The sequence below is a fragment of the Methylomonas stagni genome, from assembly GCF_050154735.1.
Lineage (GTDB): Bacteria > Pseudomonadota > Gammaproteobacteria > Methylococcales > Methylomonadaceae > Methylomonas > Methylomonas koyamae_A.
Genome location: NZ_CP189557.1, coordinates 2,912,778 through 2,926,379, shown reverse-complemented (window position 1 = coordinate 2,926,379; position 13,602 = coordinate 2,912,778). Strand labels below are relative to the sequence as shown.

Below are 13,602 nucleotides of genomic sequence, written 5' to 3'. Positions count from 1 at the left end.
GTGCCGGGCTTGTAGGCGCGCGAATCGTCCGAGGTTTGCTTGCCGCTACCCGGCGTGGCGGATGTCGGCGGCTTATCGCGGCGGGAGTAAGTCTTCTAAAAAAAGGCCGACAGTTCGCTGCGTCCGGCGACCCCGGCCTTGCGATAAACCGCTTGCGCTTGGTCGCGTATGGTGCGTTCGCTGGTCCGCCGCAGCTCGGCGATATCGCTCAGACCGAGGCCTTTCAAAATCAACAAGCCGACTTCCGCTTCCGCCGGCGTCAAATGCCAAAGATCAAACTGCTTCTGAATTTGAGCAGCCAGCCCGGCGACCAGTTCGCGATTGGTTTCCCGCCATTGCCGGGCTTGTTGCTCGGCTAGCGCCAAATCCCGGGTCAGTCCGGAAATTTTAGACTGCGCGAGTTGGTAGCTTAGCCGGCCGAAGTAGACCAGTCCCGCCAGCGACAACATCAAAATGACCACTTCGGTCAGCAAGTGCATCCAGGACACGCCGTCTCGATAGTCCCCGAGCAGATCGATAGCGATCAGCACGAAAACCAATAGGCTGACGGCTATGGCCCACAGGCTGAAACGTTTGTTATCGTCGATTAACGCCACGGATCGTCGCTTATCCGTCGGATGACGGATGTTAAAAGTCGCAGTTTAACCCACTATTCGTTCCAACTTAATTCGTATCGGACATCCGGTTGGAGACATGTCATGAGAAACGCTAAACAAGTAGTGAACGTATGGGACCCAGTGATTCGAATTGGACACTGGACTTTGGTGCTTGCCTTCTTTACCGCCTATCTGACCGAAGACGACCTTATGATCGTGCACGTTTGGGCCGGCTATAGCGTTGCCGGCTACCTGCTGCTTCGATTGGCGTGGGGGCTGATCGGCGGCAAGTACGCACGCTTCAGCCGTTTTGTTTACTCGCCGGCCAGGGTATTCGCGTATCTGAAAAACTTAGCCGCCGGAAAGCCGCAGCATTATATTGGCCACAATCCGGCCGGCGGCGCGATGGTGATCGCCTTGCTCTTGAGTTTGAGCGGAACCGCGTTGACCGGCATGAAGTTATACGCGGTAGAAGACAATAAAGGACCTTTCGCGGTATCGATAGGGCACGCGGAAACGTCATTCCGATTTATTGCCGCCGCCAAGGCGGACGAGGCTAAGGACGACGATGAGGATGGCAAATCAGCTGATGCCGGGGAACGGGAGGATCAACAAAGCGAAGAATTTTGGGAAGAGTTGCACGAGTTTTTTGCCAATTCGACATTGTTGCTGGTGTTATTGCATGTTTTAGGTGTCGTGGTTTCCAGCCGCGTCGACAAAGAAAACTTGGTGAAAGCCATGCTGACGGGTAAAAAAGACATCGATGACACTTATCAATAGAATCGCAAGCGCCGCTACGACATTATCGATGGCTAGGAGTCAAGTTGAAACATTCGGAATTCCATAATGCGGGGAGAATCGGCTGGTTGCGGGCCGCGGTGTTAGGCGCCAACGACGGCATTGTGTCGGTATCGAGCCTCATTATCGGTGTGGCGGCCTCCCATGCCGACCCGCAATCGATAGTGGTCAGTGGCGTTGCCGGACTGATGGCCGGCGCCATGTCGATGGCGGCCGGCGAATACGTATCGGTAAGCTCGCAAGTCGATACCGAACAAGCGGATTTAAAGCGGGAAGCGCGGGAGTTGGCGGAAAATCGCCATCACGAGCTAAACGAATTGACAACGATCTACGTGAATAGAGGGCTGCAACCCGAACTGGCTCGACAAGTGGCCGAACAATTGATGGCGCACGATGCTTTGGCGGCCCACGCGCGGGATGAGCTGGGTCTAACGGATGTTGCCGCCGCTAGGCCCCTGCAGGCTAGTATCGTCTCCGCTCTGACATTTTCGCTGGGCGCTTTGTTGCCGCTTTCGATGGCGATGATTTTCCCGCATTTGCCGTTAGCTCCAGTCAGCCGATGGCTGATGGCGGCCGGCGGATCGGATGCATTGCCCATGATTAGTGCGGTGGGGGCGATTTCCTTGCTGGCGCTGATGTCGTTGGGCGCACTGTCCGCGAGGGCCGGCGGCGCATCGGTGTGGTTGGCGGTCGGACGGGTTTCGTTTTGGGGGATGTTGTCGATGATCGTAACCGCCGGCGTCGGTTTGCTGTTCGGTGCGGCAACCGCTTGAGGGCGTAGCTCGCGCAGGCGGATGCATACGTCACCGCTTACAAGTGCTAAGCCGGCAAGCATTTCAATCGAAACCTGCCAGTGCAGTTCCGCCACTCAAAACCGCCGGAATATCTGTGGGTCATGGCGAGTCTTGGGCGCCAACTATCGGGGAGCCAAGCCAAAAAGTCGATTCAGGAAATTCAAGCTTCGTGGTGCGAACCGCAAAAATGTGCCGATGCTGGTGAGCAGAATCGGCATTTCTGTATTTGGCTGGAATCCGCGACGGCGTTAGCTTGCTAAGCCGCGGCATCCAACGGTCTCAACGCCGATGGCGCGCCGACGGCCGGCAGCGGTACCGCGCCGCTAAACGGCTCGTCCTGAAAATCCGCGTCGTCGGCAAACACGACGCGTTGGCTAGCGGTAGGCCGGTCCGGCAAGCGGTACCATGGCATCAGACCGGCGGCTTGTGCGGAAACCGGGCCGCGAGCTTGGAAATCCATCTTGCCTTGTTCCGTGCAATATTTCATTTGAGTGAGTGCGTTGGCGATGTAATTCAAACGTTTCCAACCGCGTAACTTGGCGTGCCAGCGCGATTGATCCTGTTTGCGGTTCTCCAGAAAGGCCAGATAGTTGCTCTGCGACAGTACCGACTCGACTTCGTAGGCAAAGGTCAACATCTGGCTACGGGTCCATTCGGCCGGAATGCCGCTGTGGACCAGGGTGTAATTGAGTTTGCTGTCGTGGTGGATCAGGCCTCGTCGGCGCAGCCAATTCAGTAATTCGTCGCGGTCCGGGGCTTCCAGCACCGCGCGGTGGCTGCCTTGAGCGGGCGAGAAGCCGGCGGCTTGCATCAATAATTCCAGATCTTGGTTGCCCAGCACGCAGACCGCGCTTTTTCCCAGTCCCTTGACGTAACGCAGAACCTCCAGCGATTCCAGCCCGGCGCCGACCAGGTTGCCGGTCAGCCATAAGCGGTCGGTTGCGGGATCGAAGCCGACATCTTCCAAGCATTTGCGCAAAGCACTGAAATGGCCGTCGATACTACCTATCGCATAAATCGTCATGGTCTAGTTCCGAGGGGAATCGTTAAGGGCACTCGATTTGGCTATCAAATTGGATGCCAGTTCGGCTGTCCGATGTTGGGTCGTCGATTATTTGACTCTAGCACTTGAATTTACTGAGGGGCGCGCTTGGTCTTCGGTTGAAAGCGGTATGCCGAATGGCGATTCCCTTCGGCGATTGCTTGATTATGCGGCTTGCTTTGTCGGAACTGCGACAAAAAGCCGGGCATGCGCTCGCGATAAGGGGCGGATAACGAGTGGGGTGGCCGGCGGTGCCAACCCGCTTGGGTTCCATTCCGAGCCGGACGCCATGGACGGATTTAAGCCAACCATCCGTGGCGCTGGATGCCTGCTTCCCGGCCGGCATGACGGTCTTGAACATATCCGACAAAGTAGAATTCGAAACGTGGGATAAACACCTGAATGTCCAAGGTGCCGTTCGCTGAGCGGAGTCGAAGCGAAATGGCTGGCTTCGACTTCGCTCAGCCAGCGGCTACATTGTTCGCTTAGCCACCGGCTATATTGTCCGCCCAGCCACAGGCCTGCAATGCCCGCTCAGCCAGCGGCTGACATTGACGGTCGCCGTTTAACTTCCGGGCACTGGATACCCGTTTCCCGGCTGGCATGGCGGCCTTAAACATATCCGACAAAGTAGAATTCGAAACGGGGGGATATACACCTTGATGTCCAAGATGCCGTTCGCTGAGCGGAGTCGAAGCGAAATGGCTGGCTTCGACTCCGCTCAGCCAGCGGCTATATTGTCCGCTCAGCCAGCGGCGTGGATTGCCAGCTCAGCCAATGACTTACATGGACTGTCGCCGTTTAACGTCAGGCATTGGTAACCGCCTTCCGCCAAACGCCCTCCGAATAGCTACTCGAATTAGTTTTCGGCATCGTGGACCTTGTCGCAAAAACACGACGTTTTTTTGCGTTGCTGTCACGCTGTCACAAAGTTGTCATATTGCCTGCCTAAAATGCCTCCCAACTCGCCGAACAGCCGAAAGCGGCTCGGTAATGTGTTGATTTTATTAAATATCGGAGACATCGAAATGAAGTTTTCTAAACTGGGTTTGGCGGTGGCGGCGGTGTTGGGCGCCGGTACGGCCGGTCAAGCACTGGCATTGGACTTATACGTGGATACAAAAACCCAGCAGATTTTTGCCGAGCCGGGTCCGGGCCGGGCCAAGCTGGGCTCGTTCGAGCGAGTGGAAGACGGTGCAAACCAAAAAGCCGAGATGAGCGCACAGAAAGCCGAGATCGCGCACATTAAGGAAGAATTGGCATTGAAAAACAACGAATTGAAAGCGTTGGACGAACACGTCAAGGACGAGAAATACGGCGAGTTGCAAATCAACGAAAAAGGCATCAAGTTCGAAAGCAAGGACGGCAATTTCGAAATGATGATCAACGGCCGTATGCAAGTGGATTCGCAAACCAATGTCTCGGGCTTGAGCAACCACGGTATCGCCGACCCGACCGGGGCGAGTACCACGAATCAATTGGCCGACGGTGCCGGCATCCGTCGCGCGAGGATAGGTATCGAGGGTAGTTATTACAAGGATTTCGGCTACAAGTTCGAATACGACTTTGCGCGCGGCAACGGTACGGTGGCGAGTGGTCTAACCGACGCCTTCCTGACTTGGAACGGCTACGCGCCGTTTCAAGTGAAAGTTGGTCAGTTCAAAGAACCGTTCAGCATGGAAGAAGCCACCAGCAACCGCTATTTGACCTTCATCGAGCGTAATAACGTGGTTAATACGTTCTCGGATAACGACAATGCTTACAAAGTCGGCTTGGGTTTAGGTTACTCGGAACCGCGTTGGACCGCGAATATGGCATTGCAGACCGAATCGGTCGGCTCGGGCGGCGCGACGAGCAGCACCAGTTCCTTGAATGCGATGGGTAACACCAACCGCAATAACGGCTCCGGCGATACCGGTTGGGGCGTTACCGGCCGGGTGACCGGTCTGCCTTGGTTCGAAGACAAAACCAAGTTTTTGCATGTCGGTTTGTCGGGTTCCGAGCGCCAGATTGAAAATAATTTCCTGGCGAACGGTACGTTCAGCAACGGCGGCATCAGTTTCGGCAACCAGATCAACACCAATGTCGATAGAACCTATATTCTCAACACGGGTAACTTAACCGCTACCAACGGTTCCAGAATTGCCCAACGCATAGCTCGTTTCGGTGGTGAAACCGCGTTGGTCTACGGTCCGTTCTCGGCACAAGCCGAATACATTCAGGCCAACGTTTCCGGTAAAGGTTATCACGACGAGATGTTGAACGGTTGGTACGGTTACGCCAGCTACTTCCTGACCGGCGAATCGAGAGCGTACAAAACATCTACCGGCGCTTGGGATAGAATCAAGCCTAACCGCAACTTCAGTGCGCGCGGCGGCTGGGGCGCTTGGGAACTCGCGGCCGGTTACGATTATTTGAACTTGATCGACGGCGGCATCAACGGCGGTCGTGCGCAAACCGCCAAGTTCGGTATTAACTGGTATCCGAACTCGCATATTCGGATGATGGCTAACTTTGTCCATGCGTTGAATATCGACACTGCCGGCGTAATTAACGCCGCAAACGGCTCGGCGAACGCTCGTGCTCGCGCCTATAACAGTTCCAACTTCGACGTGGTTGAATTGCGCGCGCAAGTTGACTGGTAGTTGCCGTTTCGTTGGGCAAGGATGCCTGCTAATCACCGAAAGCCGCCTCGATTCCTGAAAAGGACGAGGCGGTTTTTTTATGGTGCGTTGGGTGAGACAGAGTACCGTGGTAAATTTGCCGGCATTCATTGACTGCAAGGTAGTTGTTTATGTACCCCACGATGCGCCAGTTGCTGTTCCGTCCTGTCATTTTCGTCAGCTTCGTGCTGGGCATCCTGGTGGTTGGCGAATTGGCCGCCATCGGTCGGCTGACCTGGGTGAACGATCAACGCATTCATACCATAGAGCAGGACATTGGCCGCGGGCGGCATCTGGAAGAAACGATATTCGAACTATTGCATTTGCAGCTCAGCTTGTCGGCCGAGGAAGGCGTCAGCGATGCCGAAAAGGCCCAAAAGGCCGCGATTCAGGCGCAACTGCTGGATAGTCTGCAAGATTACGATGCGGCGATCCCGGTCGATTTGCAGCAATTGCAGGACATATTCGCCAAGGCGGTGCAAGGCGATCGCACCAATCTGCTGACAGCCTTGCAGGTCATCAAGCAGGTGCTGGACAAGCAAGCCATGGAGGAAGAGAAGCTGCTGATCAACATTGAGGACGACGGCCAATTGGAAATGCAGCTGGCGGTTATTTTGCCCTTCCTGTTGCTTTGGGTGGTTAGTTACTTCTTCCGAAATAATGTCTTGGAGCCGTTGGACGCTTTGAAAGCCTTGTTGTCCGGTCTGGCCGAAGGTGAAATGAAGCCGATCACCCGGACCACCTCCGATCCGTTGATGCATTCGTTATTCGATCGCTACAACCATCTGGTGTCTCGCTTGGTCGAATTGGAGCAAGAGCATTTGGAACATACCGCGTCGCTGGAATATCGGGTGCGCCAAACCACGCACGCATTGCTCGAACGCAGTCAGCAATTGGCCAAGGCCGAGCGATTGGCGGCGCTGGCCGAATTGGCGGCCAGCACCGCCCACGAGTTGCGCAATCCGTTGGCCAGCATCCAACTGGCGCTGGAAAATATGTTGGCGGAATGCCGCGACAGCGATTTGGCGGAACGCATGCAGTTGGTCTATCGTGAAGTGCAGCGCTTGACGCGCAATTTGAACGATTTACTGGCTTCGGCGCGCGGTAACGATGCGGCGGCGCAGCGGATCGCGGTCGCGCCGGTCGTCGCCGAACTGCTGACCTTGCTGAAGTATCAGGCCCAGGAAAATATCGGATTCGATTGCGAAATCGACGCCGACATTCACGTATTCCTGCCGGAAAGCGAGTTCCGGCAAGTGTTGCTCAATCTATTGTTGAATTCGATACAGGCGATAGGCCCCAATAGCGGCACGGTCAGAGTCACCGGCAGGGTCGAAAACGGGCACTTGCTATTGACGGTGAGCGATAGCGGGCCGGGCTTTAGCGGCGATTTCCTGCGGCACGGCATTCGCCCTTTCGTCAGCCTTAAGGACGGCGGCAGCGGTTTGGGCTTGGCGATGGTGCAACGCTTCGTCAAGGATAGGCAAGGCCGGCTGGATCTGCGCAACAGCCCGGACGGTCACGCTTGCGTTACACTGAATTTGCCGGTGACCGTTTAGATCGGCTTGGGCTTGGCGGCCAGCAACTGCTAGACTAGTCGGCCTTTTTTCATGGTTTTTCCGCCTATGTCTCAATCCAATTCGCTGACGGCTTACGGCTGGCTATCGATAGCGGCCGCGCTGAGCACGATAGCGCTGAAAAGTTACGCCTACTGGTTGACCGATTCGGTCGGTTTACTGTCCGATGCGTTGGAATCGCTGATTAACTTGGTCGCCGCGATCATCATGGTGATCGTGCTGAGCGTATCGGCCCGGCCGCCGGACGATAGCCACGCTTACGGCCACGAAAAGATCGAGTATTTTTCCAGCGGCGCCGAGGGCATCATGATTGTGTTGGCGGCTTGCAGTATCGCTTTTGCCGCCTGGGAACGGCTTTGGCACCCGCAAGCTTTGCAGCAGCTCGACTTAGGTATCGCGGTGTCGGTGTTCGCGTCGTTGATTAATCTGACGGTGGCGCGCATATTGATTGGTGTCGGGCGCTCACGTCAATCGATTACTCTGGAGGCCGACGGCAAGCATCTGATGACCGACGTCTGGACCACGGTCGGCATTTTAGGCGGCATTGCGCTGATCGCGGTCGCCAACCGCTACGATCGCGAACTGGCGCTGGCCCACCAACTGGGACTCGCAGGGTGGGACGTGCTCGATCCGCTGATTGCGTTTCTGGTGGCCGTGCAAATCGTTTGGGCCGGATTTCAGTTGATTACTCGGACGGTTGCCGGGCTGATGGACGCGGCGATGGCGCCGGACGAAGTCAGGGAAATTATCCAGGTGTTGGAACATTACGCGGTCGAGCGCGGTATCGCTTACCACGCCTTGCGTACCCGCTACGCCGGCGCGCGGCGTTTCATGTCGGTACACGTTTTGGTACCGGGTGGTTGGAGCGTCCAGCAAGGCCACGATTTGCTGGAGGAAATCGAAAGCCGTTTGATGGATTGCTTCGATAACATCGACATCGACACCCATTTGGAACCGATTGAAGATTTGGCCTCCTGGGAGCACTGACCGAATATGAACGACACGTTGCTGATTATCGAGGACGAAACCCTGCTCGGCTCGGAGCTGGCCCGATTTTTCCGAAAGAAGAACTGGGAAGTTTCGGTGACCGAATCGATACGTGAAGCCGAAGAGCATTTGTTGAAACAGGCCATTGATCCGCTCGTGGTTTTGTCGGATATGAATCTGCCCGACGGCAACGCTCTGGATTTGCTGGAGCGGATCAAGGATAAAAACGCTTGCAGCAGCGAATGGGTGTTTTTGACCGGTTACGGTAGCGTCGCCGATTCGGTACGCGCGGTGCGTTTGGGGGCTTACGATTTCGTCGAAAAGCCCTGCGAATTGGAGCGCTTGAATTTGTTGGTCGAGGGCGCGGCCCGTAGCGCCAGGGCACAGCGTCGAGTATTGCAGCAGGCAACGGCTCAACAGCGCCGCTACAGCGTCGACGCGCTGATCGGCGGCAGTCCGGCGTCGGTGGCGCTGCGCGGCATGATGACGCAGATTGCCCAAGTGCCGTTTTCCAGTCTGATCGTCAGCGGCGAAACCGGTACCGGCAAGGGTTTGATTGCTCGTATCCTGCATTGCGCCGGCGCGCGGTCCCACGCGCCGTTGATCGAAATCAATTGCGCGGCCTTGCCCAGGGAATTATTGGAATCGGAGTTGTTCGGCTACGAGGCCGGCGCATTTACCGGCGCCAAGAAGCGCCATCGCGGCCTGTTCGAGCAAGCCCATACCGGCACCTTGTTTCTGGACGAGATCGGCGAGATGGATCTGGATCTGCAAACCAAACTGTTGAAAGCCGTCGAGGACTTGCGGATTCGTCGCTTGGGCGGCGAGTCCGAAATCGACATTGACGTGCAGATCATCGCCGCAACCAATCTGGATTTGGCCGAAAAGGTCAGGGACGGGCAGTTTCGGCGGGATTTGTATCACCGGCTGAACGTGATGAGTCTGCGGGTGCCGCCGTTACGCGAGCGTAAACAGGACTTGGACGAATTGGTGCCGATATTCATCGCCGACAGTAATCGCAAGTCGGCCAAAAACGTCCGCAATATTTCCGAAACGGCCTGGCAGGCGCTCAAGCGTTACGACTGGCCGGGCAATATCCGCGAATTGCGCAACGTGTTGGAGCGTTGCGTGCTGTTGGCCAGCGATGAGAATTTTCCGGAACAATGGTTGCAGTTACCGGATCTCGGCGGTCAAACATCGGCGGGCGTGCGCGGCGACGGTATTTATTTGCCGCTGGATGGCAGCTTGAGTTTGCAGGACATCGAGAAATTCGTGATCCAGGAAGTGTTGAACCGGACCGACGAAAATGTCACCGCCGCGGCCCGAATGTTGGGCACGACGCGCGAAACCTTGCGCTATCGGGTCCAGAAATACAATCTGAAATGCAAATAATCCGTTCAGGATTCGGTCATCGTCAGCACCGCTTCCCGGCTGACGCCGTTGTGAATTTGAAAAGCGCGCAATTCCAATACGCCCTTGGTATTCAATGAAACGATCAATTGCAAGGCCGTCGGATATCCGCTTTGCTCGATGTCGGTCGGCGACGGGACGGCCGGAGCGCTGGGATGGGAATGATAGATCGCGAATAGCGTTTCGCCTTTATCGCGCATCTGCTTCATCGCGGCAATTTGTTGGCGGCTGTCGAGCAAAAAGCGGGTGCCGGGCGTTTCGGCATCGTTGGCGATCGGGTAGCAGCTGATGGGTTTGCCGTCCGCGTCGGCGCCGATTAAACCGCAAACTTCCGCCTCGGGCGACTGTTGCGCCAAGTGCAGCAGTTGATTGGTGAGTTTGCGCGGGAGTTGGATTTCCGATTTATTCATAGGGGTTGCCATAGGCCTGAAGTAACGCGGGGATTGCCGGCGAGGTCGCGATGGGTAGCGACTGCCCGGTAACCGTGATTGTCGAAAATGGCTTGGACCGGCGCGGCTTGCTCGTAACCGTGCTCCACCAACAAACGCCCGCCCGGCTTTAAATGCCGGCCGGCTTGTTCGGCGATCGACTCGATGTCGCTCAAACCCTGTTTTTGGCTGACCAGCGCCGAGCGCGGTTCAAAGCGGACATCGCCCTGTTGCAAATGAGGGTCTTCCGCGGCGATATAAGGTGGATTGCTCAGGATCAGGTCGAAGTCTCGTTCCGTCACTTGCGCAAACCAATCCGAAACAACGAAGCGGACATTGTCGACCGCGAGTCGTTCCGCGTTGCGTTCGGCGACGGCCAAGGCCGGGCTGGAATTGTCGCAGGCTAAAACCGTGCTCAACGGCCTTTCCGCCGCCAGCGTGATCGCCAGTATTCCCGAGCCGGTGCCGAGGTCGAGTATTTTGGCGGCCCGGTCCCTTGCCAGCCAGACGAGGCTGAGTTCCACCAACAGTTCGCTGTCGGGGCGCGGAATCAGCACGTCCGGGGTCACGATAAATTCGCGCGACCAGAATTCGCGCAGACCGAGTAGATAAGCGACCGGATGGCCTTGGCTTCTCAGCGCGAGCATTTGCCGAAATTCATTGGTTTGCTCCGAATCCGGGCGATGGTCCGGCCAGGTGCGCAGAAATGAGCGGGGTTTGTTCAGGCAATGACACAACAACACTTCGGCATCGAGTCGCGCGGACGGGGAGGTTTTTGTCAGTTGCCGCTCGCCGGCCTCGAGTAGCGTTGCTATCGAGGTAGCGCCGGGGTCAACGACAGGTTTGGTACTATCAAGCATTGCCCAGTTGGGTTAGCAGTTCGGCTTGGTGTTCGTGGATCAACGGTTGGATAACTTGATCCAGGGCGCCTTCCATGATGTCTTCGAGTTTGTACAGGGTCAGGTTGATGCGGTGGTCGGTGAGTCGGCCTTGCGGATAATTGTAAGTGCGAATGCGCTCGGAACGGTCGCCGCTGCCGACTTGCAGCTTGCGGCTTTCCGATTGCTCGGCGTGTTGCTTTTCCTGCTCGGCGGCCAGCAATCGCGCTTGCAGTACCGACATCGCGCGGGCGCGGTTTTTGTGTTGCGAACGTTCGTCCTGGCATTCCACCACCACGCCGGTGGGAATATGAGTGATCCGGATCGCCGAATCGGTGCGGTTGACGTGCTGACCGCCGGCGCCCGAAGCACGGTAGGTGTCGATGCGCAAATCGGCCGGATTGATCTCGATTTCGTCGACGCTATCGACTTCCGGCATGATCGCGACGGTGCAAGCCGATGTATGCACGCGGCCTTGCGATTCGGTTTCCGGCACGCGTTGCACCCGGTGTGTGCCGGACTCGAATTTCAGTTGTGAATACACATTCTGGCCGGCCACGCGCAGGATGACCTCTTTATAGCCGCCGTGCTCGCCGCGATTTTCGTTGATGATTTCCACGCTCCAACCTTGGCGCTCGGCATAGCGTTGGTACATGCGCGCCAGATCGCCGGAAAAGATCGCGGCTTCGTCGCCGCCGGTGCCGGCGCGAACCTCGAGAAATATATTGCGGTTGTCGTTGGGGTCCTTGGGTAGCAACAGGATTTGCAGTTCTTGTTCGAGTTGTTCCCTCAGTTGTTCGGTCGAGGCGATTTCCTCCTTGGCCATCTCCCGTAAATCCGGGTCGCTGTCCTTGGCCATTTCCCTGGCCGATTCGAAATTAGCTTCGTTTTCCCGATAAGCGTTGTAGCAGGCAACGATGGGTTCGAGTTGGGCGTACTCCTGGCTTAGGCTGCGGAATTGGTTTTGGTTGCTTTGTACTTCCGGTTGAGTGAGCAGTGCGGTGATCTCCTCGAAGCGCTCGCCGAGGTTTTCCAATTTGGTTTGTATCGAGGGTTTCATCAAGAGTTAACGTAATTTGAAAATTTCGCGCGAGGCGGCGATAAGATCGTGGCGCTCGTTGGCGCCGGCTTCGCGCAATTGCGCGCAGGGCGTGTGGATCAGTTTATTGGTCAGCGTGTGGGCCAGGCGCTGTAACACTTCTTCGGCGGATGCGCCGTTGCCGAGCTGCTGAACGGCTTTTTGTAACGCTTCGTCGCGCGCCAATTCAGCTTGTTGGCGGTAGTCGCGAATGGTTTCCTGGGCGCCTTGCGAACGCAGCCAGGCCAGGAAGTGTTCGACCTGGGTGTCGATGATTTCCTCGGCCTGCTCTGCGGCCCGGCGGCGCGAGTCCATGTTTTGGTTGACGGTATTTTGCAGGTCGTCGACGGTGTACAAATAGACGTCGCGCAATTGCGCCACTTCGGCTTCAATGTCGCGGGGTACCGCGAGATCGACCATGAACATCGGCTTATGCTTGCGCTTTTTGATGGCGCTCTCGACCCGGCCCTTACCTAGAATCGGCAATTGGCTGGCGGTGGAGGAGACGACGATATCGGCTTCGGTCAGATGGTCGGGTAGTTCCGACAGCGCGATCGCATAGCCGTTGAATTGCATTGCCAGGGCGTGGGCCTTGTCGTAGGTGCGATTGGCGATGATGACGCGGCCGATGCCGTGCTGGTACAAATGCCTAGCGGTCAGTTCTATCGTTTCGCCGGCGCCGATCAGCAGTGCGGTTTGTTCGCTGAGTTTATCGAAGATTTGCTGTGCCAGTTGCACGGCGGCAAACGCGACCGACACCGGACTGGAGCCGATCGCGGTATCGGTGCGAACCTTCTTGGCTGCGGAAAATGTGTGATGAAACAACTTGCTCAGATTCCTGCCCAGCGTGCCGGCCTGATAAGCGGCGTGGTAGGCGGTTTTCATTTGGCCGAGAATTTGCGGCTCGCCGAGTATCATCGAGTCTAGGCCACAGGCTACGCGAAACATGTGGCGTATGGTTTCGCTGTCTTTATAGCTGTACAGATAGGGCGTAAACTCCGCCGGCCGAATTTGCTTGGTGTCGGCGATCCACTCGATTAAAGGTGCTTGGCTATCGTTGTCGGTTTGACAGTAAAACTCGGTACGGTTGCAGGTCGACAGAATGGCTGCCTCGTTGATTTCCCGCAGACTCCGCAGATTCCGTAACGTGAAATCCAGGACGTCCGTCGGGAACGACAGGCGTTCCCGGACGGCTACCGGCGCGGTGTTGTAGTTAATGCCTACGGCGAGAAATGTCATCGGCTGCGAACAATAGCACACTGAAAGTATCTTATTTTAAGGACTGCGCGGTTTTTGTCCAAATGCAAACAAAGCCGGCCTCGTTTCGGCGCGGTTTTCTGGTAATCTATGG

The 13,602-nt window shown here is 56.5% G+C and carries 12 protein-coding genes; 6 read left to right on the top strand and 6 right to left on the bottom strand.

Annotated elements, in window-relative coordinates:
* Positions 1 to 95: 95 nt before the first annotated feature.
* Positions 96 to 596 carry a helix-turn-helix transcriptional regulator gene (locus tag ACP4CD_RS13550; protein WP_426991286.1) on the bottom strand — a complete coding sequence of 167 codons (501 nt, stop codon included), beginning with the start codon at positions 594 to 596 and terminating at the stop codon, positions 96 to 98.
* A 21-nt stretch (positions 597 to 617) separates the two neighbouring features.
* On the opposite strand from ACP4CD_RS13550, the gene ACP4CD_RS13545 reads away from it, so the two are divergent.
* Both ACP4CD_RS13545 and ACP4CD_RS13540 read left to right on the top strand, forming a co-directional pair.
* Complete coding sequence (locus ACP4CD_RS13545) at positions 618 to 1,376, top strand: cytochrome b/b6 domain-containing protein (protein WP_426991284.1); 759 nt, start codon at positions 618 to 620, stop codon at positions 1,374 to 1,376.
* Between the two features lie 44 nt (positions 1,377 to 1,420).
* Positions 1,421 to 2,167 (top strand): VIT1/CCC1 transporter family protein, encoded by a 747-nt coding sequence (locus ACP4CD_RS13540; RefSeq protein ID WP_426991283.1) that lies wholly within the window; start codon positions 1,421 to 1,423, stop codon positions 2,165 to 2,167.
* 277 nt (positions 2,168 to 2,444) lie between these two features.
* Here the strand turns inward: ACP4CD_RS13540 and ACP4CD_RS13535 are convergent, their stop codons facing one another.
* Entirely contained in the window at positions 2,445 to 3,212 is a 768-nt protein-coding gene (locus tag ACP4CD_RS13535; protein WP_426991282.1) for a symmetrical bis(5'-nucleosyl)-tetraphosphatase, read from the bottom strand.
* Positions 3,213 to 4,258: 1,046 nt separating this feature from the next.
* On the opposite strand from ACP4CD_RS13535, the gene ACP4CD_RS13530 reads away from it, so the two are divergent.
* The 4 genes from ACP4CD_RS13530 to ACP4CD_RS13515 all read left to right on the top strand — a co-directional run bounded on the left by ACP4CD_RS13530 (position 4,259) and on the right by ACP4CD_RS13515 (position 9,849).
* Positions 4,259 to 5,875 (top strand): OprO/OprP family phosphate-selective porin, encoded by a 1,617-nt coding sequence (locus tag ACP4CD_RS13530; protein WP_426991281.1) that lies wholly within the window; start codon positions 4,259 to 4,261, stop codon positions 5,873 to 5,875.
* A gap of 149 nt (positions 5,876 to 6,024) precedes the next feature.
* A complete protein-coding gene (locus ACP4CD_RS13525) occupies positions 6,025 to 7,452 on the top strand; it encodes an ATP-binding protein (protein WP_426991280.1) in 1,428 nt (475 codons plus the stop codon).
* Positions 7,453 to 7,518: 66 nt separating this feature from the next.
* The gene (locus tag ACP4CD_RS13520) at positions 7,519 to 8,457 is read left to right on the top strand and encodes a cation diffusion facilitator family transporter (RefSeq protein WP_064025726.1); all 939 of its coding nucleotides are present in this window, start codon (positions 7,519 to 7,521) and stop codon (positions 8,455 to 8,457) included.
* Positions 8,458 to 8,463: 6 nt separating this feature from the next.
* On the top strand, positions 8,464 to 9,849 hold the full coding sequence (locus ACP4CD_RS13515; protein ID WP_064025728.1) for a sigma-54-dependent transcriptional regulator: 1,386 nt from the start codon (positions 8,464 to 8,466) through the stop codon (positions 9,847 to 9,849).
* Positions 9,850 to 9,854: 5 nt separating this feature from the next.
* Here the strand turns inward: ACP4CD_RS13515 and ACP4CD_RS13510 are convergent, their stop codons facing one another.
* Genes ACP4CD_RS13510 through hemA form a run of 4 tightly spaced genes read right to left on the bottom strand, consistent with a single transcriptional unit; the run spans position 9,855 to position 13,490 of the window.
* The gene (locus ACP4CD_RS13510) at positions 9,855 to 10,277 is read right to left on the bottom strand and encodes a M67 family metallopeptidase (RefSeq protein WP_064025730.1); all 423 of its coding nucleotides are present in this window, start codon (positions 10,275 to 10,277) and stop codon (positions 9,855 to 9,857) included.
* Positions 10,274 to 11,155 carry a peptide chain release factor N(5)-glutamine methyltransferase gene (prmC, locus tag ACP4CD_RS13505; RefSeq protein ID WP_426991279.1) on the bottom strand — a complete coding sequence of 294 codons (882 nt, stop codon included), beginning with the start codon at positions 11,153 to 11,155 and terminating at the stop codon, positions 10,274 to 10,276. Before prmC ends, ACP4CD_RS13510 begins: the two co-directional genes overlap by 4 nt.
* Positions 11,148 to 12,233: a peptide chain release factor 1 gene (gene prfA / locus ACP4CD_RS13500; protein ID WP_064025734.1), complete on the bottom strand. Its 1,086-nt coding sequence runs from the start codon at positions 12,231 to 12,233 to the stop codon at positions 11,148 to 11,150. Before prfA ends, prmC begins: the two co-directional genes overlap by 8 nt.
* A 6-nt stretch (positions 12,234 to 12,239) precedes the next feature.
* Positions 12,240 to 13,490 carry a glutamyl-tRNA reductase gene (gene hemA, locus ACP4CD_RS13495; protein ID WP_426991278.1) on the bottom strand — a complete coding sequence of 417 codons (1,251 nt, stop codon included), beginning with the start codon at positions 13,488 to 13,490 and terminating at the stop codon, positions 12,240 to 12,242.
* Between the last annotated feature and the right edge of the window lie 112 nt (positions 13,491 to 13,602).